The organism is Pseudoalteromonas sp. Scap03, assembly GCF_013393115.1.
Lineage (GTDB): Bacteria > Pseudomonadota > Gammaproteobacteria > Enterobacterales > Alteromonadaceae > Pseudoalteromonas.
In genome coordinates this window covers 915,068-938,444 of record NZ_VDEU01000001.1, presented here as the reverse complement: position 1 = coordinate 938,444, position 23,377 = coordinate 915,068, and the positions used below count along the sequence as shown (strand labels likewise).

Sequence of the window (23,377 nt, the reverse complement as noted above, 5' to 3'; positions counted from 1 at the left end):
CAATGAAATACAAAGATCTGCGCGATTTTATCGATTTACTTGAGAAACGAGGCGAGTTAAAACGCATCAGCCAAGAAATCGACCCGTATCTTGAGATGACCGAAATTGCTGACCGCACACTGCGTGCCGAAGGCCCTGCTTTATTATTTGAAAACCCTAAAGGGTACGACATTCCCGTTTTAGCTAACTTGTTTGGTACCCCAAAGCGTGTAGCTATGGGTATGGGCCAAGAAGATGTGAGTGAATTACGTGAAGTTGGAAAATTACTCGCATTTCTAAAAGAGCCTGAGCCGCCAAAAGGCATTAAAGAAGCGCTCGGACAAATTCCGGTATTCAAGCAAGTACTTAATATGCCGGCTAAAGAAGTTAAAAAAGCCCCCTGCCAACAAGTTATTTTACAAGGTGACGACGTTGACTTAACTAAGTTTCCTATTCAGCACTGCTGGCCTGGCGATGCTGCACCTTTGATTACTTGGGGTTTAACCGTTACCAAAGGACCTCACAAAAAGCGCCAAAATTTAGGGATTTATCGTCAACAGCTATTGGGTAAAAATAAAATCATTATGCGTTGGTTATCTCATCGCGGTGGCGCGCTTGATTTTCAAGAGTGGTGTAAAGAACACCCTGGTCAGCCCTACCCTGTTTCGGTGGCATTAGGTGCAGATCCTGCGACTATTTTAGGTGCTGTTACCCCCGTTCCAGATACGTTAAGCGAATATGCCTTTGCAGGTTTACTACGTGGTAGTAAAACTGAAGTAGTTAAGTCAATCTCGAATGATTTACAAGTACCAGCCAGTGCAGAAATCGTACTTGAAGGGCATATTATGCCTGGAGAGATGGCGCCGGAAGGTCCATATGGCGACCACACAGGATACTACAACGAAGTCGACGACTTCCCAGTTATGACGGTCACTCATATTACACATCGTAAAGACCCTATTTACCATAGTACTTTTACTGGCCGTCCGCCGGATGAGCCGGCTATTTTAGGGGTGGCATTAAACGAAGTATTCGTACCAATCTTACAAAAGCAATTTCCAGAAATTGTCGATTTTTATTTACCGCCAGAAGGTTGTTCGTACCGTATGGCCGTGGTAACAATGAAAAAACAATATCCAGGTCACGCCAAGCGCGTAATGATGGGGGTTTGGTCATTCCTACGACAATTTATGTACACTAAGTTTGTTATTGTCTGTGATGATGATATTAACGCTAGAGATTGGAACGATGTAATTTGGGCTATCACTACTCGTATGGACCCTGCGCGCGACACGACGTTAATTGAAAACACGCCAATTGATTATTTAGATTTTGCATCGCCCGTATCTGGCCTAGGTTCAAAAATGGGTATGGATGCAACAAATAAATGGCCTGGTGAAACAACTCGAGAATGGGGCGAACCTATTGTAATGGATCAAGCCACTAAAGATCGTGTTGATGAGCTTTGGGATAGTTTAGATATTCTCTAACGACTTTGGTCTAGGGCTCTAGGCTGTAAACTCACCCTGCGGATATGCTATTATTGCTCAAATAAAGTGCGTATCCGCTAATTTAAGGTAAAACATGCAAACATTACTCGCTGAAGTTGTTTCTATCAGCCCACTCACAGAATTTGTTCATAAAGTTATTTTAAAGCCGCAACAGCCTGTAGCATTTGAAGCTGGTCAATATTTACAGTTGGTTTTAGGTGAAAAAGATAAACGTGCGTTTTCAATCGCGAGTCGCCCCTCACAAACTGATGCATTAGAATTACACATTGGCGCATCAAACGCAGACTCTTACGCGATGCAATCATTAGAACACCTTCGTAGTGCCCACAACGAGAACCAAACCGTAACTATTGAAGCAGGTTTAGGTATTTCTCAGCTGCGTTTGCAGTGCGAGCGTCCAATTATTTTACTCGCCGGCGGTACTGGTTTTTCTTACGCAAAGTCAATGGCCGAGCATTTAGCTGAAATCAACTGTGAGCGCCCGGTGCTATTTTACTGGGGCGTAAAAGAAGAGTCGGCGCTGTATGCACATACCGAAATGCAAGCATGGGCAGATAGCCGTGAAAACTTTAAATTTATTCCTGTCGTAGAGCATCCTACCGACAACTGGACTGGCCACACTGGTTATGTTCATAAAGCGGTGATGAACGATATCATCTCGTTAGAACCTTACGATATTTACATGGCAGGTCGTTTTGACATGATTGGCATAGTACGTGATGATTTTATAAATCATGGCGCTACTCGTGAAAACATGTACGCAGATGCATTCGCGTTCATAAAGTAACACCAGTTTAAGGTACCTTAGGGTGCCTTAATTGTTTTAATTGCTAGAACTGTGATTGTTATTACCTATTAAGCTCATCAACATAAACAATTTCCTAAAATCCAATCTATAAACCATACTTTGTACAGAACATTAAGCGGGAGAAACCTAAATGTTAAATACAAAAGTAAAAGATTTTATGCAACATAAGTTGCCTCATATCACCCCTAATACAGAAATGACCACAGCCATAGCAGAGCTAGAAAAATTTAAACTACTAGGCGCGCCGGTATTTGATGATAATAAGGTGCTCGTTGGCTTTATCTCAGAGCAAGAATTACTTAAACCCTTAATGCAAAGTAGTTATTTTTGTGATGGTATGGTTAAAGTATCGCAGTTGATGCAAACAGATGTGGTAACCGTGCACGGCGATACCAATATTATGGAATTAGCAGAACAAATGAAGCCTGGTAAACCTAAAAATTATCCCGTGATCGATGGCGGTGTAGTGGTAGGTATGATTAGCCGTGCCGATATATTAAAAGCACTTTATAATAATTACGTTAGTTGTAATGCGCACATATAAAAAAATGCCACTGTAAACAGTGGCATTTTTAATTATATAGACAATTTAACGCTGTGCGACTTTAGCTTTAAGTGCATTTTTATCAGCGTCACTTAAATAGGCAATTTCCAGCGCATTCGCTTGCGCTTTTTCCATATCAGCTTGTGACAAACCTGCTTTTGGTGCTGCCACTGCGTACTCGTACTCAATTTCAATGCCTTCAACAGCTGGGTCATCCGTGTTAAGACAAGCTAAAATACCATGATCTAAAAACTGCTTAAGTGGGTGTTTGGTTAAATCATTCACTGTACTGGTTTGAATATTACTGGTTAAGCACGATTCAATACCAATACGGTTATCGCGTAAATAATCCATTAGTTTTGGATCTTCAATCGCTTTAACACCATGGCCTATTCTGCTTGCGCCAAGCTCGTTTAATGCTTGCCAAATACTTGGAGCACCTAACGCTTCACCAGCATGCACAGTAACAGCCAAATATGCATCACGTACTTGCTTAAAATGATCAACAAACAACTCGCCAGGATAACCAATCTCATCACCGGCCAAATCCACTGCAACCAAATCATTTTTAAAGGCAAGTAACGCGTCCAACTCGTGCTGACAGGTTTTAACTCCGTATGTACGAGACAAAATACCAATTAAGTTTGCTTTTATATCAGTATCTTTTGTTGCACTTCGGATACCATCAACCACTGCTTCAACAACGCCTTGAGGGTGTAATCCTTGGCTTTGAGCCATATAATAAGGACTAAAACGCAGCTCTACATAATCAAGACCCTGCGCTTGTGCATCTTCAATGTTTTCTATCGCAATACGTCTACAGGCATCGTAATCACCTAGTACCGTCACTCCCCAGTCAAGCTTTTGTAAAAATGCCATTAAGTTTGGCTCAGGATCAATAACCTGAACATGGGGAATAAGTGCTTCAACATTGTCCGCTGGTAAAGCGATATTAAACTGACGACCAAGTTCTAGTATGGTTTGCGCGCGTACATTACCATCTAAATGACGGTGAATATCTAGCAAAGGTATTTTTCTATTGATCATAATAGCTACTCGGTTGAATTAAAATTGCGCGAATGATACGCAGGTACAGTAATATTTCAAGTGTAGAATACTTAAAATAGCGCTTGGAGGTCTTATGTCTGCTTTTTATATAAAAAGAGTTAACGTGATAAATAAAACCAAATCATTTTAAACAGTGCATCTGCATCAATAGGTTTAGTTATATAGTTATCCATTCCGACGTTAATCGCTTTTTTAGCATCTTCTTCGTGCGCATTAGCAGATAGGCCAATAATAGGTAAATCTAAAAAGCCTAACTCATTACGAATCACTTTTGTTGCTTTTAAGCCATCCATTTGTGGCATTTGAATATCCATTAATACTAAGTCGTATCTTTTATCGCTTAGCATTTTAATCGCTTCAAGTCCGTTATTAGCAATATCTACAACACCCTGCTTGGTTTCTAAAATAGCGGTGGCCACATGTTGATTTAATGGGTTGTCTTCAACGAGTAGTAAGCGATACTTCGCCAGTGATAGGTTGCTTATATCTATTTTATCTAACTTACCTGAATAATATTGTGCTTTAGGTAGCGGAGAATGGAGCGGTAAACTAAAGGTAAAAGTAGAGCCGTGACCCTCACTACTTTTTAAATCAATTGCTCCTCCCATCAGCTCTACTAATTTTTTACAAATACTTAAACCAAGCCCTGTGCCACCAAACTGGCGTGAGGTTGAACTATCAGCCTGAGAGAATGGGTTAAATAGCTGTTTTTGTGCCTCCTCACTAATTCCAATCCCCGTATCATTGACACTAAAATAAGTCATTTTTGCTGACTGCCAAATCTTTAATGTGATACTACCCTTAGCAGTAAACTTAACGGCATTATTTAATAAGTTCAGCAGCACCTGCTTTAAACGAATAGGATCGGTATTAACAACTAAAGGAGCATCATTATCAACCTCAACTTGTAGTGACAAGGGCTTATTACTAACTTCAAAATGCATTAAACTCATAACTTCTTTTGCCAATAACTTTAACTCTACAGACTCTTGTACTAACTCAAGCTTGCCCGCTTCCATTTTTGAAAAATCGAGCACATCATTTAGCACTCTCAATAAGACACTGACCGCACCGTCAGCTTGCTCTATGTAAGTTTTTGCTAATGACCAGTCCTGCTGTTGCAGTGCTAAGTAATGCATGCCTTTAATACCGTTAATTGGGGTACGAATTTCGTGGCTCATATTAGCTAAAAACTGACTTTTTATCTCACTGGCTTCATCCGCTTTCTGCTTTTCCTGACGCAAAGTTAGTGTTTGCTTTGCAACTTGTTCGCGTATACGAACATTGGTGGCGACCACTGAAATTAAAAACATAATCAATAGCCAAACAAATAGCATACCTACTATCTGTGCTAGCCAATAAATTAGCCAGGTTGATTGCGTTTTAGGTTGGTATATTTCTACTTGCCACAACCTATGGCCAATTAACAACTGATAATCTTTTAGCAACGTCATTGAGTCATGCTCAACGCTATAAAGAGCCTGTTTATTATCTGCTTTATTGATATCAGTAAAACCAATCGCAACTTCATTACCGCTATCAAACGAAAGTGCCTCAGACAACTTAGCTAAACTCACCAAGGCAATTACAAACCCTTTAAAGTCACCTTCAATATCAGGAGCACCAAAGACAGGAGAAATAAAAAGCACGCTTAATTCCTCGTCTGCAGGAGCTAGCTTAAATGGCTCACTCAATACCAGCTCATTAAGAATTTTTGCTTTATTGAGTGCATCACGAATATGTAAATCAGAGTTCAAATCAAAGCCCAGCAGATCTTGCATATTCTTTATGGGGTAAATATATTTTATGGGGTAATAAGTATTGCTAAAGAGCGCGGGTTGCCATTGACCATTCGCCATCCTTTGCTTTATAACGACACTTTTGTCCCATTGGGCAGGTTCGTTAATAGAATTAGCTGTGATCATTGGCACCCAATTTAACGCTAAAATTTCTTCATTGTAGCTCAACTGCTTAGAGGTAAAATGATTAAACTCATCGAGAATAACCTGATCACTACTTGCTAAAAATGCACCTAACAAAGATAGATGAGCAGCCACTTCATCTAACTTTTGATTAATGGCACTTTGTGCCATCAACACTTTATCTTCTTGCTTTTGAATGTCTTTTTGTTTTTTTACACTTGCTGCGCCATAAAAGCTAACGCTAATAATGGCGTAAATAAGTAACGCAGGCAAAATAACCTGTAGCCGATGACGTAACTGCGAATAGTTAAATATGGCCAATACCAATGGAGTAAAAACAAGTACGCCAATTGAGTCACCTATCCACCAGGTAATAAAGGTACTAAGCGCAGCAGGTGGGCTAATTATATTATTGAAAAAAAGTAGACTGGTTCCAACACCTGCCGCTATTACACAACATAGTGGCCCACCAATCACCAAGCTTTGAATACTAAGTCTAAGAGAAGATAAATTAAGGGGGACTTTAATGACTCTGATAATGAGGAATGCACCTAGCCACGCCTGAAAAAAAACAGCACAGCTGACGGCAATAGCTTGCAATAAGACTTGCCAATTTAAAATATCAGCAGCATTGTCTAAGTGAATTAAATTAACAAACGCTGCGCCTGCAAAAATCCCCGCATAAGCACGGCGCCTCCATAGTAAAAAGCTTGCCAGCGCAATACCGGCTGGAGGCCAAGAGGCAACCGCATAACCATTAACGGCGAATAAAAAATTACTCAGGTAACCGCTAAAGAAATAAGCGCATGCGAGGCTAAAAGATAATGTAAATACATTTTTCACAACCGTCGCTCCTGCGCTTTTATTATTGATTTATAACTATAATTGATTATTGGTAGAGTACAAGTGCCTTATCTAATTGTGCACTGTGTTTATAACTTAATATCGCTTGTTGTCGGTACTGTGCTTTATTTTCGCTATTGAGTGCTTTGTCAAAAACACGTGCGGCTAAGTCATAATCACCTTGCGCATTAGCTAAACACGCTAACGCTAATAGTAACGCATTATTATGCTCATCTTTTTTCAGTCGCTCTTGAATGCTTGATTGCAACTTATAAGCATTACTTGGTACAGCTTCACTTAAAATGTGAGCCAGTTGTTCATGCTGTTTTTGCTTGAGTAATTTAACTAGCTCATTTTCGATGCTTGCTAATTGCCCTACTTTAGCCATTTGAGTTAAATAAGCCGTATGCGCATGCGCCTGCAACTTTTTACCTAAATGTTGATATTTAGCGGTTAACTCATCATTTGCTTGCGCAGCAAAATAAGCTAAAAACACTTGCTGCCACTGGGTATCATTCAAGGCGTTTTTGCGCAATAAACGCGGTAAAAAATCTTCAAGCAATTTAAAATGCTGTTGCTGCACTAAAACTTCGGTGTACAACTTCAAATCAAGCACCGTGGCTTTTTTAGATTCTGCTGCCACCCGTATTTGCGGTTCAATTACACTGCTGTCGCCACTAGCTAACCATAACTTAGCCACTTTAAGTTGTTGCTCTGGGCTGATTTCAAACAAACGTTCAAGCGCTTTATCAGGCTGGTTATTTGCCAGTGCGGTTTTTGCTAATAACGCTAAACGTATATCGGTAAATTTAGCAGGCACACTATTACTTGATAGCGCACTTTCTACTTGTTCGTAATCATCATTAATGAGACTCCACAATGCTTGCTCTATAGCCGCATGTTTACGCTCTTGGCTTCGCGCAAAAAAACCATGCTTAGTGTTTCTATAAATAGATAAACAATAACGCACTAGCTTGTAAGTTAAATACAAAGCTGCCGTACTCAGTGCTGCCATTATACAAAATGAAACAATCGTCCCCTCTATGGTGGTATTGTTAAATGAAATCAGCACATAGCCTTTTTCATCTAACACAAAGGGAGTAATCGCTAGCACCAACACAATAGCGACAATAAAAATAATCAGCCCTATCATTGTGCCCACTCCTTCACTTTTTGAGTGCTTTGCAGTGTTACTTGAGGGTTAAAGTTAAGCGATTCTTTTTCAAGATTGGCTAACGTCTGTATTACCACTTTTGTTGCATCGTCATCTTGTTTAAAGTATTCATTAACCAAACGTTTTGTATCATTCAAAGCGTTAAAATAAATACTAGCTTGTTTACCCATTAATGCGTCTTGCGCCTGAGTAATATTAAGCTTGATGCGCTGGGTAATTAAATGACGCTCTCGGTCAGTTAATAGTGGCTCAATTAATACGCCTTCATGATGGCGAATAGTAATAAAGCTATCGACTATTTTATTCCAACTATTACGAATGTTTTGTTGCCAATCACTAACATCTTCAGAGAGTGCATTCTCATCACTTATACTCGCCTCTTCAGGCAAATTAACCGCATTAAATACCAAGTCATCAATACGCTTTATTACGCTGTTTAATTGTAAATAAATCGCTTCTGTCGCAACGGGTTTAATATTGTCGAGTGTTTGTATGTCTTGTGTAATTGCTTGGCGTAACTCAAGCGTACCTGGATGATCGCTTAATAATGAGTCTAAACGTTTAAGCACGGCACTTGTGCCTAGGTAATCTTGTTCTGCCCACAGTTTAAATTCAGCCATGCGTTGCAAGCTGGTGACCTCTTGTGGATTTAATGTATTACCACTTTGCTGTACCTTTTGCAGTGCGGCTTTTAATACTTGTTGATTTTTTACAGAGTTCTCATTGAGTGCCATAGCGATTTGCTCTTCGCTATTAAGCAACGCTTGTTGCAAACTGAGTTGCTCAGACTTAAGCGTTTGCAGCTCTTGCTGCAATATCTTATTTTGCTCTGTTAATGCATTAACCGCTAAATTTTGCACTTTACCGGCATTAAGCTTTTGATAAAATTCATAACCCACACCACTGGCAACAAGCAAGGAAATCACTAACGCAACGCTACCTACTTTACTTACTTTTTGAGGAATATTTTGCGTTTGGTTATTCACTTTTGCAGACTCACTTTTAGTCGTATTTGAGGTGCTATTTGCTGTTGGCTTCGCTTCTTTTTCTACTTTTGACGTCGCTGACTGTTCACTCATTTTGCTACCTTGCTGATTAATGCAGGTAAACATAGCCTGGTCGCTAGCTCCTGCCGCAGTGTGTATATGGGTCGAATTTATTTTTTGTTGTTGTAAATAAGCACCAATGCGCTCACTGGCAACATAAAACTCGCACTGTTGTAACCATGTTAGTTGCGCCGCCGAGATAGTATTAAATATGGCGTCAACTGCAGCATTACTTGTAATGACTATACCGTGTACATTCTGGCTTTGCCAGTGGTCTATCCAGTTAGCTGAGCTAGGCTCTACTGGTTTACGTTGATACACCACACAATTATTTAAATGAGCACCACGTTGCTTCAAGGTTTTTGCTATTTCAGGTCGCCCGCCAATCCCTTTTACTAACACAATATTACTGCCGTCAACATCAGCCAAAGACTTAAGTGCGAGTAACCCTTCAGAGTCATGTTGTTTTGGTAGTGCGGCACGCACACCAAATACTTCATAAATAGTATCAGCTGTTTGTTGCCCAACCCCATAAAACTGTGCTTTGGTATTAATAGCAGGCTTAAGTGCATTTAATGCATGCACCGCATCCTGTGAAACAAAAATAATTTTGTCAGCGTTCACCAGCGGGCTTAATTCAACGTTTGTTGGCGTTAAGTAGGTTATTTTTAAAACAGGATATAAAGACGCTTGATAACCCGCTTGCTCAAGTTGCTGTGCAAGGGCTGCGCCTTTTCCTTCGGGCCGAGTTATCAAGATATGTTTCATTATGCGTCTCGATATACGTCAGCTAGAATTTTATCTGCGCCTTGTGCTAATAGTTTTTTAGCCAGCTCTATACCTAGCTTTTCAGCATCATCAACGTGACCGCTAATTTCATCGCGTAAAATTTCACTGCCATCAATCGCACCGACCAAACCACGTAAATGTACTTGGTTACCATCAACCAGTGCATAAGCACCAATTGGCACTTGGCAACCCCCTTCTAAATGGCGGTTCATTGCGCGCTCAGCGTTAACACGAATACGTGTTTCGTTATGCTCAAGCGGCGCTAACAATGCTTTTGTCACGCTATCGTCTATACGACACTCAATGCCTACAGCGCCTTGGCCATTAGCAGGTAACGAGACTTCTGGTTCAATAAAGTCACGAATACGCTCGCCCATCTCTAAACGAATTAGTCCTGCAGCTGCGAGTATAATGGCATCGTATTGGCCGCTATCAAGCTTAGCTAAACGTGTATTTACATTGCCACGTAAGTCGCGAATTTCTAAATCCGGACGCATCGCTCTAATTTGACACTGGCGACGTAAACTTGAAGTCCCCACAATAGCGCCTTGTGGTAGCGCATCAATATTGGCAAAGTTATTTGATACAAACGCATCACGCGGATCTTCACGCTCACAAATAGTGTGTAACTCTAAATCATCCGGAAATTCTACCGGCACATCTTTCATTGAATGCACTGCAATATCTGCACGGCCATCTAACATGGCTTGCTCTAACTCTTTTACAAATAAACCTTTGCCGCCAATTTTAGCTAGTGGTGTATCTAAAATAATGTCACCTTGAGTCGACATTGGCACGAGCTCTACACGCACGTCATCATGAAAATGCTCTAGCTGCGCTTTTACAAATTCAGCCTGCCAGAGTGCCAATGCACTTTTACGAGTGGCAATGCGAACTAACTTTGTTTTTTCAGTCATAAAATATCCATTAATAATTACTAGCTTTTAGAATTAAAACTTATTCAATCTAAGGCTATTTAATTTGCTAAAACTCTAAATTCTTTTTGAGCGATGAGCAGCCCGCTTTCATCAACTACATCAACGCGCCAATGCCCTAATTGAGTATCCATAATATTTTTAGTTGAGTACGTTCTGTAACGCGGAGAAGTGACCTTAAGTGCCACTTCAGCCATTACTTCACCTTCAAATAGCCACACATGTTTTACCTGCTGGCCCTGTAAGTTTTTAAGCTCACTAAAAAATGACAGCGACTCTTCAAATTGATTTAAACGCACATCGGCGGCAAATACATTGGTTGGCTCACGGTTACTGACACTGCGAGTCAGAACTGCACGGCTAATTGTGGCTGTATCTATTTTGGCTCCCACAGCTACACTAGCAATGTGTGCAGATGCAGCAAATTTCTTTTGCTCAACTGGCTTTGCACTAACAGTCTCAATTTCAGGGGCTTGAGTGTCTATTGCTGCAATGGTTGCTTCTTCAGGCTCAGCAGTGATCGTTGGCTCTACTTCTTGCTTAATAATACTTTGTTGAACTTCAGGCTCCGATGGTACCGGTTCAGTAATAGAAGCTGATTTTTGCTCAACTGAGGAAAAGGTTTTAGGGTCTGCAATCGCGACACTGCTTGCCTGCTCCTCATCTGCATCTATGGCTTTTTCACTCTCTACTGGTGCTGCATTATCATCGCTTAGCGACACAATTGCTGTTTGTTGCTCAGTAAAATCAAGCTGCTCATTAGGATGCGGCGTCCCTTGATCAGCATTCACGGCGCTAGACAGGCCGTAAATAACCGCTGCAGAGATCATAATCACCAACATAGAAATACTCACAATCCGACGCCAATGCCACTCATAGCTCACGTTGGGTTCGCTTACCTGTGGTTCACGTTTTACATTTGCTGTTATTACTATTTTTTGACTCATTTTGACCCTCAGCGGCTCCTAAACTAACTTAAGCGAGAAATTAACCATTGGCGCACAGCTTGTAACTCTTGTGTACAAACCTGATGCCCCATTGGGTATTCTTGCCAACTTACATCCATGTTATGCGTTGATAATACTTCGAACGCACTTCTACCCGCGCTATGCGGTACAACGTCATCTTGGCTACCATGAGCCATAAATATATTTAACTGTGTTTGTTTTGCTTCATCTGCCAATTTATGTGGCACACACATGTAGGTTGACAGCGCCATTACACCAGCCAGCTTTTGTTCTAAACGCGGTGCTAAATGAAGCGATACAACGCCACCTTGCGAAAAGCCCGCTAAAATAATTTTACTGGCAGGTATGCCGTTAGCAATTTCTTGTGTAATGAGTTGCTCAACTTTTGCAGCTGATTCTCTAACCCCTTGCTCATCGGCACGTTTATCTAAATCCATAGATTTAATGTCGTACCATGAGCGCATTTGCATACCGCCATTAACTGTAACAGCCTGCATAGGCGCGTGCGGAAAAATAAAACGCACTCCTAACTCAGTAGGTAAGTCGAGCTGCGGGGCAACAGGTGCAAAACCATCACCTGAATCACCTAAGCCATGCAGCCAAATCACCGTGGCTTTATGGGCGCTTTGCGCTGGGTATTCTACAAACCCTAAACTCATAGTGTTGATTGCCATTTAATTTCTTGACCCGCTTGGCGTGTAGACGCTTCGTTAATGAAGCTCCAAAACTCTGCACCCGAGCGGTTATCAATCCATTGCCCATCACGCATTTCAAAATGGTGACCATTAAATTTTGTTGCTACCCATACTTGGTGCAAAGGTGCTTGCTTATTAATCACAATCTTACTGCGATCTGGAAAAATAATTTCTAAAATACCTTGAGCAGATTCATAATCTAAATCTGCTTCACAATCATCAACTTGTTCTTCAATAGTGAACATAAGAGCTTCTGCTAACTGGTGATATTCGTGATCAGTCATCGTTAATTTCCTTTGCAGGCGAGGCGCCTAAATAATGGGTGCATGTTTATAGAGCTAGTGTAACAGGAATAAAATCATCCGCGAATAGCTGCATTTTTTAGATATTCTGTTACTCTGCGATTATAAAGCCAGCAACCGTATTAATCTAATGAAAGCGACATATACCTTACAATTAAAACAACTATTAATCAGCACCGTATTGTTGTGTGCATTAGCTGGCTGTGGCCAAAGCGGCCCGCTGTACTTACCCGAGCAGCCTGCTGAACAAAACCAGCCAACTGACATTCCTAACAAACAAACACCCGCCGAACAACAACAGGAGCAGTAAATGGATTTTTTTAATTATAAAAACAACCAACTATTTGCTGAAGATGTCAGCGTAGCAACCATTGCACAGCACTATGGTACGCCGTGTTATGTGTATTCCAGAGCCACGTTTGAACGCCATTATTTAGCGTTTGCTAATGCGACTCAAGATCACAAAAGCCTAGTGTGTTATGCCGTTAAAGCAAATTCAAATATTGCGGTGTTAAACATATTGGCACGACTTGGAGCGGGTTTTGATATTGTCTCAAAAGGCGAATTAGCACGGGTGATAAAAGCCGGAGGCGCTGCTAACAAAGTGGTATTTTCTGGGGTTGCTAAAACGGCTGACGAAATTGCTTATGCGTTAGAATTAGGTATTAAATGCTTTAACGTTGAGTCAATTTCAGAGCTTGAGCGCATTTCAGAAGTGGCCTGCGAGCTTAATTTAGACGCGCCAATTTCTATTCGTGTTAATCCCGATATTGATGCCAAAACACATCCGTATATTTCTACTGGACTTAAAGAAAATAAGTTTGGTATTGGAATCGAGTCTGCATTAAGTGTGTATCAACATGCGGCATCATTACCTGGCTTAACGATTGTTGGCGTAGATTGCCATATTGGCTCACAGCTTACACAAACCAAACCGTTTTTAGAGGCGCTTGATAAACTACTGGCATTAATTGATGAATTAAAAAATGCAGGTATTGAGCTAAGCCATTTAGATATAGGTGGAGGCCTTGGAGTAACCTACGACGACGAACAACCTCCACACCCAAGTGAATATGCAGCACAAGTAACGCAGCGCCTTGCAAATTACCGTCACCTAGAACTGATTTTTGAGCCCGGGCGAGCCATTGCCGCAAACGCGGGGATTTTAGTAACACAAGTTGAGTTTATTAAACAAAACCAAGACAAGTATTTTGCGATTGTAGATGCGGGTATGAACGACATGTTACGCCCATCACTGTATCAAGCATGGCAAAAAATTATTCCTGTATCAGTGCGTGATGACGAAACACCTACACACAACTATGACGTGGTTGGGCCGGTGTGTGAAACCGGTGACTTTTTAGGTAAAGACCGACCACTGGCACTCAAACAAGGTGATTTGTTAGTACAGCGAAGCGCTGGAGCCTATGGTTTTACCATGAGCTCAAATTATAACTCACGTCCACGAGTTGCCGAAATAATGGTCGATGGTGAGCAACATCACCTTATTCGCGAACGCGAAACTATCGAAAGCTTATACCAAGGTGAGAAAGTTTTACCATAAACGTTTTTGCCAACTAGCTGCTCTGTGGCATGATTAGCACAGAGCAAAACCGAATTAGAGCGCTATGTTAGTTAATTTTTCCAAAATGCACGGCTTAGGTAACGACTTTGTTGTGATTGATAACATTACACAAAACGTTTTTTTATCTCGTGATCAAATCAAAAAGCTGGCCGATCGCCATTTCGGCATTGGGTTTGATCAACTACTGATGGTTGAAGCCCCTTACTCACCCGATCTCGATTTTCACTATCGTATTTTTAACGCTGACGGCCACGAAGTAGAACAATGTGGTAACGGTGCGCGCTGCTTTGCCCGCTTTGTACGCATGAAAGGCTTAACCAATAAACATAAAATCAGCGTGTCGACTAAGTCTGGTAATCTCACCCTGTATATTGAAAAAGACGGTCAAGTAACCGTTAATATGGGTCACCCTAATTTTGAGCCAAATAAAATTCCACTCAAAGCAACCAAACGTGAGCTGACTTATATTATTCGCGCAGAAGAGCATACCGTTTTTAGTGGTGCCGTATCTATGGGTAACCCTCATTGCGTAATGGAAGTAGACGATATAGAAACAGCCCAAGTGGATACCCTAGGCCCGTTGCTTGAAAACCATGAGCGTTTTCCACAACGCGCGAACATTGGCTTTATGCAGGTTATCTCTCAAGAGCACATTAAACTCAGAGTATGGGAGCGTGGTGTAAGCGAAACACTTGCTTGCGGTACCGGCGCGTGTGCTGCCATGGTGATTGGTTTTATCCAAAATAAGCTCACCAGTACAGTACAAGTTGATTTACCCGGCGGTAGCTTACAAGTGCGCTGGAGTGGCGAGGGCCATCCAGTGCGTATGACAGGTCCCGCTGAACATGTATTTGATGGGCAAGTGGCACTATGAGTGAATTAACTAAACAGCAAGTAATAGATTACTTACAACAGCATCCTGATTTTTTAATTGAGCAACCTAAGCTGTTAGCGCAACTTGAGTTACAACAGCAAGTACAGGGTGCTACTTCATTAGTGCATATTCAGCAGCGCCAATTACGCGAGCACAATACACAGCTAAAAAATCAAATAGACAGCATGAGCAAAAATGCGACCCAGAATGAACTGGTTTATCGTTTATTTAGCCAATGTCACCGACAGCTGTGGAGTAATTACGACTTTAATACACTGGCCAGTAACTTACGCAATATTATTTGTATGAGCCCGACTATTAATGAATGCAAACTCGTTAGATACGATAATGCCTTTGAAGAGTTAGTAAAGCATAGACTGTCAGATAGTAATCATTATTTAGGCCGTGTAAATCAGCAAGAACGCGACTTACTCTTCAACAATGATACCCAATCGACCGCACTTTATTTAATTGGTGAGCCGAGTAACCCCTACGCAATTTTGGCTTTTGGCAGCCACGATGAAAACCACTTTGAGCCCTCACAAGATAACTTATTTGTATTAGATTTTGTGCGCTCATTGCAAATACGGTTACTGGAACTGGCATGAGCGATAACGCGCCAAATATAAGCGACTTAAGCGATAGCTGGCGTACACCCATTACATTATTTAGTGATTACTTAAAATTTGAACGTCAATATTCAGCGCACACCGTTAATCAGTATGTCAGCCAATTAGGTTTTGCCGCCTTGTATTTTAATAAACTGTGCGATAATTGGTTTGCGGTACAAAGTGAGCATATTCGTCGTTACAGTATGGCACTGCGGGCAAAACAATTAAGTGGCAGAACAATCAGCTTAAAATTAAGCTGCATACGTAGTTTGTATAAATTTTTAAAAGCAAAAAATATTACTGAGCAAGCGCATTACCATAATCCGGCACAGGGCATAAAAGGCCCTAAATTTGCGCGGCCTTTACCTAAAAATCTTGATGTTGACCAAATGGCTCGTTTACTCGAAATACCCGATGATGATCCACTTGCCATTCGTGATAAAGCGATGATGGAACTGATGTATTCATCAGGTTTACGCATTAGTGAGTTAGTTGGCGCTAACATGCAAGATATAAACACTCGTAGCGGTGAAATATTAGTGCGAGGCAAAGGCGCCAAAGAACGCCTAATACCGGTTGGCTCTAAAGCACTTGAGGCGTTAAACAATTGGCTAGCAGTTCGCCCACTATTTATGGGCTCAGATGAACATGCAGTATTTTTGAGTAGCAAAAAAAGCCGTATTTCTGTACGCCAAGTTCGTTTGCGTATGCAAGAATGGGGGATAAAGCAAGGTATTAGCTCGCAAGTTCATCCGCATAAATTACGCCACTCATTTGCGTCGCATATTTTAGAGTCGTCTGGGGATTTACGAGCAGTGCAAGAATTATTAGGCCACAGTAGTTTATCTGCAACCCAAGTCTATACTCATTTAGATTTTCAGCACTTAGCTAAGGTGTACGATAACACCCACCCACGTGCTAAAAAAAGAACCGATTAGAGCAGCAACTATGATCCGATTTAATCGCGCAATTTCTCCTTTTTCTGTGCTGAGTTTTGACTTAGACGACACCTTGTACGATAACCGCCCTATCATAACCGCAGCCGTTCAGGCGCAAATTGATTATTTAAATGCGCTACCAGGCTACAAAAAACAAGGACCACAGTTTTGGCAGCAATGCCGTGAACTCGCAGCACTACAGCAGCCAGAGCTTATTGATGACGTCACACAATGGCGTAAGCATACCTTGCGCTTAGTATTGTCTGAATTAGGTTTTAAAGGTGATGAAATAGAGCATCATGCAAATAAGGCGTATCAAGCATTTTCAGATGAGCGAAGCAATATTACGGTGAGTGAAGACGTACTAATATTGCTTGATAAACTAAGTCAACACTACAAATTGATTGCCATTACTAACGGTAATGTCGAGGTTGAGCGATTTAATTTAAAAGGTAAGTTTGAACTGGTGTTACAAGCTGGCTTCCATGGTAAAGCCAAACCACACACAACATTATTTGATCAAGCCGCAACACATTTACGTATCAAAAACAGTGATATTTTACACATAGGTGATAGCCTTGATAGCGATGTACAAGGTGCTAACAATGCTGGCTGTCAGTCTGTATGGTTAAATAATCAAGCACAAGCCTATGCCTATAAAGGGCTGGCTGATATTGAAATTACGACGATTCATGACTTAGCGCACTTTATTCAATAAACTAAAATACAACTAAGAGTTTAAGATGAGCCATTATACCAAGTTAATAACCTTACTATTAATTGGTTAACTTAGCCTCAATGCTTATCTATTATGGCCAGAACAAGTAGCTTTTGTCAGCAAAAAAGAAATCCAAAACTCATCTGTAAAAGCGCTTAAAGCGTCTCAAAATGAGCTACTTGCTAAAGCTAAACAACAATTTAGACAACACCAGTTTGACGAGGCTTTTAATACTTACCAGCAACTAAAGCAACGCTCCTCAGCCCTTGCTCGCACAATTTACTCTTCATGGGTTTTGCAATTAAAAACGTGGCTAAATGCTAACCTAGTTCTTAGCGAAGCACTGTTAAACACACTATTAAATCAAGACCCTTACAATACAGAATTACTTATATTACAGATCGATTATTCAATAAATGATGAGCAAATTCAAAATGCAATCATTGCGCTGTTTGAACTACAACCGTTGTAAAATGAGCAACATCAAAGCACTTTAAATGTGCGCTTGGGAAATTTAACAAAAACCGAACTTCATAGTTTAAGTGAGCAACAAAATTGGCAAGAAATTATCGCACAAACCCAAATCTGGCTCTCGATTATCAAAACAACAATAGCAATTTTTTATACGTACGTACTCGTGTCTATTACCAGCAAAGCGACTTTATAAGCGCATTAACTACTCTAAATCGCAAGGTGGCTTTACTCCTCTTACCCCTTACGGCGCGCATTATTTAATTAGTAACGAGCTAAATTAATGATAGATGCCGGCGCAAGTATTACCTCTCTTTCGAGTAATGTTATTAGCCAACTTCCCCCGAGGCCCTTTATTTAAACGATGTAACAGTAAACACTGCAAATGGGAAAATTTAAGTTAAGCGCTATCAAGTTGAGTCTTTTAAAGTAGGTGAGCAACTAATTTACGACTTTGAAGTGCTCAGTATCGAAAATATCCACGGCCAAGGCTTATTAGGGATGAACTTTTTATCGCGATTTAATTTTAATATAAATCAACAAAAAAATGAGTTAGAGTTAAGCTTCAAATAACTATAAATAGGGAAGTTTATGCGTATTATTTTATTTTTAATTCTTTGCATTTGGCAGTGCAGCGCTCAAGCCACAACTTACTTTGTAAAAGATAAAAGCTGTGAAAACACTTCAGACACTCTGGTCATTAAAACTGAGATAACGTTATCAAAGTCAGATGACGAAGCAAAAGCACAAAAAGACTTAAGAGCCGAAGCTTTATCTAAGTTTAAAAATGCCACAAAGAAATCGAGTGATAGCCAGATTCATATTAAAGAAAAGTTTCTAATTATACGAGAAACTAATCAAAATAACCTTTCTAGCTCAGACAAAAGACACTTACATTATACAGCTTATTTTACACCGTCTAAAAACTGTAATGAACAACAAGCAATGTCAAAAGCTGTTTTTATTGAAGGAGAGCACTTATTTGGCATCCTGCAATCAACAGAAAATAAAATAACAATTTCTTTTAAAAATAAAAAACCCTTATTTAAAGAGTTTGATAGTAAGTTAGTTAAGCCAAATTTCTTCTTTGGCACAAAATTTGGTCAAAGTACGCAGGAAGTAGCTCATATACTAGGATTACACAGCTTGGAGCTCAAAAGCGAAAACAAATTAATCCGCGTTTATGGCAGAAACCATGCTTTGCATTTCATTAATAATCAATTGGTAGGCTATCAGTTTCATTTAAATTTATTGCCCATGCAAATTAATAATGTGCTCACACTGGAAAATAAAGAGCTTAAAATCAAACTCAATAATGATGTGGTTGTAGAAGCAGCGGCTCCTATAACGCCTCTACAAATAAAGGCATTAAAGAAAAAATTTGTAAATGTTGAAACCGCATACTACAAGTCATCAGACACAAAAATAGAACAAAGGCTGATAGGACTTTCCCAAGGGCAGCTAATAGGCAAAGTCGCATTCAATAAGCACTGTATTAAAAGCTTTACCGCTAAAGCCGATGGTAATTTTAATAAAAATTTAAACACATCATTAAAACTAATCAGTTCCTCTGAAAAAAATATCAATGTTACTCCATGCAGCGAGTTCTTATATGAGGAAGCTGACTCTATTGCCAAGCTAAAACTTTTTGAACCTATCTCTACTAATAATATAAAACTCGCGGCATTAGCGGACTATTTTAAGCAAGGAAATAGTTGGGAGTTTTCGGATATAAAGTACAAAGATCCTGTTGCAAACCTTGCACAGTTAGGTGATTACTATGAGCTTTTTGATTCAGTAGAATTTACGTCACAATACTGGGATGGTTATTTCTATATTAATGATGGAAAGCTTTTAAATGCAGAGCTTACTAGCAACGATTTTTAATATTCTCATAACTTTATATTTAAAAGGATAAAAATGTTACTACTAGACTTTTTACAGCAACTAGCAAACAATCCAAAAAAAATTCAATTTACCAACACAATGGCGGTGATTGAAGCACATTATGACTTTACTGCATGTGGATTTAATAACCATGGGTTATTAAGCTCTGCGAGTGAAAATAATGGTTCGTGCAAAATTTTTGCATTTGCTAAGCTCAACGGTCTTAGTAAACAAAATACCTTAGATTGTTTTGGTAAATTTTACCGTGAAGATGTACTAGACAACCCAAATGCCGATGATCACATGAATATTCGTACGTTTATGTTAGCACCAGAAGCAACACCGTTTTTAGGCATTAGCTTTGATGGCACGCCTTTAACCACAAAAGAATAACATAGGGTCTGTTGACCTTTGTGGATTAGACCCTAGCATTATTTAGCCGCTACCAGCGGCTTTTCCATAAAGTAGCGCGTACCACTAAGCGGGTAATTGTTAAGTTGATATTTAACCTGATAACCACGCTTTTCATAGAAAGGTTTGGCTTGAAAATCTAAGGTGTCAAGCTGAGCTTGAACGGCACCCATTTCAATTGCCGCATTTTCAAGTGATGTTAATAACGAGTTAGCCAAGCCTTTGCCTCGTGCCGATTCAGCACACCACAACCAACTTATTAGCAGCCAATTGCCAAATACATGACCACTTATACCGGCAACTAATTCATGCTGTTTATCGAGATATTTAAAGCCGAGAGCTTGGCGCTCTACGTCGAAGTGTTGAGCATTAAACTCAAGCATATTAACACGCAGTGCTTGGTTTAATTGCTCAGTATTTTCTGCCTGCAATAGGTACATTGGCTATTCCAAATAGACCTATTTTAGCAAATACCTGATGTTAAAACAGGTTATTTTGTCCAAAGGGAACTTCAAGCATATTGCTAGAAATTTTTTCCGGTTGACCACACATTTCATCATAAGCGCTGGTATGCCTAAGCATCATTTGCGCGTAGGCAATGTCTTCAAAGCGCTTTTGGATATGTAATGGGCTGACCGCCTTTACAAATTCACCATCGCTTTCTTGTACATAGTATTCAACATTATTAATGACAACAGACACTTGATACAAGGCCATTTCCAGTGAATGAACCACCACTTTTTGTAATGGCTGATGCTTTTTTAGTTCTGAAAATTGAATACCCATATTAACCTACCTACTGTTAAATTAACTGTCCAAGTAATCAATACGCAGCTTTGCTATAATCGCGATCAGATTTTTTTAATTACGCGCTATCATGGATACAAAAATTCGACTCGCAAAGTACATAGCGCATGCCGGCGTGTGCTCTCGCAAACAAGCCTCGCGTTTGATTGATGAAGGTGTGGTCATGGTTAATAATCGCCCCGCAAATCATATTGATCATGTGGACGAAAACGACAGTGTCATTGTTAATGGCCAAGCCATTAAAGGCCCGGCCGATTTAGTCTACTTTGCTTATCACAAACCTCTAGGAATTGATTGTAAACTCAATCAGCACGACCCAAGCAGCCTTATTCATCATTTACCGCAACTAACACGGGTATACCCTATTGGTCGCCTTGATAAAGACTCACGCGGATTGCTTATTTTGACCAATGATGGGGATTTTTGTAACCAGCTGATCCACCCTGACTTTCATCAGCCTAAACGCTATTTAGTAACCGTCAATAAACCTTTAGATGCGGATTTTTGCGAAAAAATGGCTGCAGGCGTCCCTGTCGACAAGCAAATGACCTTGCCGTGTGAGGTGACTAAAATCACTGACAATCAGTTTAGTATTATTTTAAAACAAGGACTTAATCGACAAATTCGTAAAATGGCGCATTACTGTGGTTACAAAGTGATTGATTTATACCGCGTACAAATAAGTGAATTACTGTTAGACCATTTAAATTTACCTGAAAACCAGTTTATAAAAATTAATAAAAGCGACATTTTAGGCTAACAAGCTCACGCTACCCCCTCACTTTAATGCGATTAAAAAATATAAAATAAACTTGCAAAAATAGATTACAAGTGTAGTCTTAAATTAAAGATTACACTTGTAGGCAATAAAATGATCGAATTATCAAAAGCAGAATTTGAAGTACTCGATGCGCTATGGATTAGCTACCCCGCTAATGCCAGCCAAATTATTGAGCGCTTGAGTGATGATAAACAATGGCACGAAAAAACCATTAAAACCTTACTAGGTCGATTAGTTAAAAAAGGAGCGCTTAGCTTCGAAAAAGAAGGCCGCCAATATATTTACACCCCCTGTATAAATCGTGCTGATTACACCCAAAAAGAAAGCCAGAACTTTATTGAGCGTTTTTTTAGTGGCCGCATAGCTCCGTTGGTAAGTGGTTTTGCAAAATCAGAAAAACTCTCTCAACAAGATATAAACGAGCTTAAAAAAGTCATAGATGACTGGGAAAAAAACCAAAAGTAAGGGATTCTCATGATTATTCAAACAAGCTTTAATTGGCTAATAGAGCAACAACTATTATTGAGTCTGTTGTTTGCAGGATTTGTTTTACTTGAGCGCTTTGGCTTAAAAGCAATTGGTTCGCAGCTTATTTATAAATTAGTGTGGTTAATACCAGCCTCGCTGCTTGTCGCTAATTTACCCAATGCAATTAGACCATTACAAAACAGTCCAATTAGTCATTATATCATTACTCCAAATCAACCATTAATAAGCACTATTAGTATTAACTGGGCGCTATTTTATGTAGTTATTACGGCACTGCTTTTATTCGCCACTTGGATTATTCACCGCCGATTTGTAAGCAACCTACAGCTTTGTGAAGTAACAAATTTACAAGCAGAAATAAGCTCAGGGGTAAAAACCTTTACTAGTCATCAAGTGGCAACACCTATGGTAATTGGGGTACTAAATAGCAAGCTAGTTTTACCACACAACTACAATACTCTGTTTGATAAAGCCACATTGGCGCTTATTTTAGAGCACGAAAATGTGCATATAAAACGCAAAGATAACCTAACAAATGCGCTGCTATTACTGGCTACAATTTTAATGTGGTTTAACCCTTTAGCTTGGATGGCATACGCAAGCTGTAGACGTTTGCAGGAGCTAACTTGTGATGAACGGGTACTAAGTAATAAAACCACACAGCAACAAATTTTATACAGCAAAGCCTTAGTAAACTGCGCTGCCAATGCGCCAGCAGGTCTGATGGCTTATTCACACTACGGAGATAAAAAAACCATGTTACAACGACTTACTAATATCAAACATAACGGCGCACATTCGCGCCTAGCAAAAGGAAGCGCGTTACTTATAGCAGCAAGCTTGCTCAGTGGCTTAGCAGTAGCAAAGCAACCTGAAGCATCAGCTAAAAAAGAAACATCTATCGCTCCCGTGATGCGAATCGAACCGCTTTACCCAAAACAAGCGGCGGAACAAGGCATTAGCGGTTCAGTGGTATTAAAATACGACATAACCCCAGCAGGCAAAACAGCTAACATTACTGTTGTAAAAGCTGAGCCAGAAGCAGTCTTTAATAAAGAGGCAAAAAAAGCACTGATGCAATGGCAATATACGCCTTCATCAATAGGGCAACAGAACGTACTGATACAACTTGATTTTGCACTTAATAGTACAGTTGCAAAAAGTGATTTGGTAGAGCGAATTAAAGTATCGCATTAATGCTATTGAGTTATTTAAGACTAT

At 40.0% G+C, this 23,377-nt stretch carries 24 protein-coding genes; 14 read left to right on the top strand and 10 right to left on the bottom strand.

Features of this window, described 5'->3' with window-relative positions; genetic code table 11:
* Positions 1-2: 2 nt before the first annotated feature.
* The 3 genes from ubiD to FHG08_RS04255 all read left to right on the top strand — a co-directional run bounded on the left by ubiD (position 3) and on the right by FHG08_RS04255 (position 2,842).
* On the top strand, positions 3-1,469 hold the full coding sequence (gene ubiD / locus FHG08_RS04265; protein WP_010392659.1) for a 4-hydroxy-3-polyprenylbenzoate decarboxylase: 1,467 nt from the start codon (positions 3-5) through the stop codon (positions 1,467-1,469).
* Between the two features lie 94 nt (positions 1,470-1,563).
* On the top strand, positions 1,564-2,277 hold the full coding sequence (gene fre / locus FHG08_RS04260) for an NAD(P)H-flavin reductase (RefSeq protein WP_178954544.1): 714 nt from the start codon (positions 1,564-1,566) through the stop codon (positions 2,275-2,277).
* 151 nt (positions 2,278-2,428) lie between these two features.
* Complete coding sequence (locus FHG08_RS04255; RefSeq protein ID WP_054202871.1) at positions 2,429-2,842, top strand: CBS domain-containing protein; 414 nt, start codon at positions 2,429-2,431, stop codon at positions 2,840-2,842.
* 45 nt (positions 2,843-2,887) lie between these two features.
* On the opposite strand, the gene add is transcribed toward FHG08_RS04255, so the two are convergent.
* From add to cyaY, 8 genes are all read right to left on the bottom strand, one after another.
* Positions 2,888-3,889 carry an adenosine deaminase gene (gene add / locus FHG08_RS04250; RefSeq protein ID WP_010392653.1) on the bottom strand — a complete coding sequence of 334 codons (1,002 nt, stop codon included), beginning with the start codon at positions 3,887-3,889 and terminating at the stop codon, positions 2,888-2,890.
* A 119-nt stretch (positions 3,890-4,008) separates the two neighbouring features.
* A complete protein-coding gene (locus FHG08_RS04245; RefSeq protein WP_138605425.1) occupies positions 4,009-6,675 on the bottom strand; it encodes an ATP-binding protein in 2,667 nt (888 codons plus the stop codon).
* A 46-nt stretch (positions 6,676-6,721) separates the two neighbouring features.
* Complete coding sequence (locus FHG08_RS04240; RefSeq protein ID WP_178954542.1) at positions 6,722-7,828, bottom strand: heme biosynthesis HemY N-terminal domain-containing protein; 1,107 nt, start codon at positions 7,826-7,828, stop codon at positions 6,722-6,724.
* On the bottom strand, positions 7,825-9,663 hold the full coding sequence (locus FHG08_RS04235; RefSeq protein WP_178954540.1) for a uroporphyrinogen-III synthase: 1,839 nt from the start codon (positions 9,661-9,663) through the stop codon (positions 7,825-7,827). Before FHG08_RS04235 ends, FHG08_RS04240 begins: the two co-directional genes overlap by 4 nt.
* Positions 9,663-10,601: a hydroxymethylbilane synthase gene (gene hemC, locus FHG08_RS04230; protein ID WP_178954538.1), complete on the bottom strand. Its 939-nt coding sequence runs from the start codon at positions 10,599-10,601 to the stop codon at positions 9,663-9,665. Before hemC ends, FHG08_RS04235 begins: the two co-directional genes overlap by 1 nt.
* A 59-nt stretch (positions 10,602-10,660) precedes the next feature.
* A complete protein-coding gene (locus FHG08_RS04225) occupies positions 10,661-11,566 on the bottom strand; it encodes a DUF2914 domain-containing protein (protein ID WP_178954536.1) in 906 nt (301 codons plus the stop codon).
* 23 nt (positions 11,567-11,589) lie between these two features.
* Positions 11,590-12,246, bottom strand: a complete 657-nt coding sequence (locus FHG08_RS04220) for an alpha/beta hydrolase (RefSeq protein ID WP_008109038.1) — start codon at positions 12,244-12,246, stop codon at positions 11,590-11,592.
* Positions 12,243-12,566, bottom strand: coding sequence for an iron donor protein CyaY (cyaY, locus tag FHG08_RS04215; RefSeq protein ID WP_008109036.1), 324 nt, complete (start codon positions 12,564-12,566; stop codon positions 12,243-12,245). Before cyaY ends, FHG08_RS04220 begins: the two co-directional genes overlap by 4 nt.
* A 148-nt stretch (positions 12,567-12,714) precedes the next feature.
* Between cyaY and FHG08_RS04210 the strand changes: the two genes are divergently transcribed.
* From FHG08_RS04210 to FHG08_RS04175, 8 genes are all read left to right on the top strand, one after another.
* The gene (locus FHG08_RS04210) at positions 12,715-12,894 is read left to right on the top strand and encodes a lipoprotein (RefSeq protein ID WP_010392638.1); all 180 of its coding nucleotides are present in this window, start codon (positions 12,715-12,717) and stop codon (positions 12,892-12,894) included.
* The gene (lysA, locus tag FHG08_RS04205) at positions 12,895-14,148 is read left to right on the top strand and encodes a diaminopimelate decarboxylase (protein WP_054202878.1); all 1,254 of its coding nucleotides are present in this window, start codon (positions 12,895-12,897) and stop codon (positions 14,146-14,148) included.
* Between the two features lie 64 nt (positions 14,149-14,212).
* Complete coding sequence (gene dapF, locus FHG08_RS04200; RefSeq protein ID WP_008109029.1) at positions 14,213-15,043, top strand: diaminopimelate epimerase; 831 nt, start codon at positions 14,213-14,215, stop codon at positions 15,041-15,043.
* Entirely contained in the window at positions 15,040-15,651 is a 612-nt protein-coding gene (locus tag FHG08_RS04195; protein WP_010392634.1) for a DUF484 family protein, read from the top strand. Before dapF ends, FHG08_RS04195 begins: the two co-directional genes overlap by 4 nt.
* Entirely contained in the window at positions 15,648-16,592 is a 945-nt protein-coding gene (locus FHG08_RS04190) for a tyrosine recombinase XerC (RefSeq protein ID WP_075170870.1), read from the top strand. The genes FHG08_RS04195 and FHG08_RS04190 overlap by 4 nt, the downstream gene beginning before the upstream one ends.
* A gap of 10 nt (positions 16,593-16,602) precedes the next feature.
* Positions 16,603-17,310, top strand: a complete 708-nt coding sequence (locus FHG08_RS04185) for an HAD-IA family hydrolase (protein WP_178954534.1) — start codon at positions 16,603-16,605, stop codon at positions 17,308-17,310.
* Positions 17,311-18,372: 1,062 nt separating this feature from the next.
* Positions 18,373-19,668: a hypothetical protein gene (locus FHG08_RS04180; RefSeq protein ID WP_178954532.1), complete on the top strand. Its 1,296-nt coding sequence runs from the start codon at positions 18,373-18,375 to the stop codon at positions 19,666-19,668.
* 33 nt (positions 19,669-19,701) lie between these two features.
* Positions 19,702-20,061: a HopJ type III effector protein gene (locus FHG08_RS04175; RefSeq protein ID WP_178954530.1), complete on the top strand. Its 360-nt coding sequence runs from the start codon at positions 19,702-19,704 to the stop codon at positions 20,059-20,061.
* 38 nt (positions 20,062-20,099) lie between these two features.
* Here FHG08_RS04175 and FHG08_RS04170 read toward each other — a convergent pair whose 3' ends face one another.
* Positions 20,100-20,519, bottom strand: a complete 420-nt coding sequence (locus FHG08_RS04170) for an N-acetyltransferase (RefSeq protein ID WP_178954529.1) — start codon at positions 20,517-20,519, stop codon at positions 20,100-20,102.
* Between the two features lie 40 nt (positions 20,520-20,559).
* Positions 20,560-20,865 carry a DUF6482 family protein gene (locus FHG08_RS04165; RefSeq protein ID WP_008109023.1) on the bottom strand — a complete coding sequence of 102 codons (306 nt, stop codon included), beginning with the start codon at positions 20,863-20,865 and terminating at the stop codon, positions 20,560-20,562.
* Positions 20,866-20,956: 91 nt separating this feature from the next.
* Here FHG08_RS04165 and FHG08_RS04160 point away from each other — a divergent pair, with 91 nt between their 5' ends.
* The 3 genes from FHG08_RS04160 (at position 20,957) to FHG08_RS04150 (ending at position 23,353) form a co-directional block, all read left to right on the top strand.
* A complete protein-coding gene (locus tag FHG08_RS04160; protein ID WP_178954527.1) occupies positions 20,957-21,646 on the top strand; it encodes a pseudouridine synthase in 690 nt (229 codons plus the stop codon).
* 111 nt (positions 21,647-21,757) lie between these two features.
* On the top strand, positions 21,758-22,132 hold the full coding sequence (locus tag FHG08_RS04155) for a BlaI/MecI/CopY family transcriptional regulator (RefSeq protein ID WP_054202882.1): 375 nt from the start codon (positions 21,758-21,760) through the stop codon (positions 22,130-22,132).
* 9 nt (positions 22,133-22,141) lie between these two features.
* Positions 22,142-23,353, top strand: coding sequence for a TonB family protein (locus FHG08_RS04150; protein WP_178954525.1), 1,212 nt, complete (start codon positions 22,142-22,144; stop codon positions 23,351-23,353).
* The last annotated feature ends 24 nt before the right edge of the window (positions 23,354-23,377 follow it).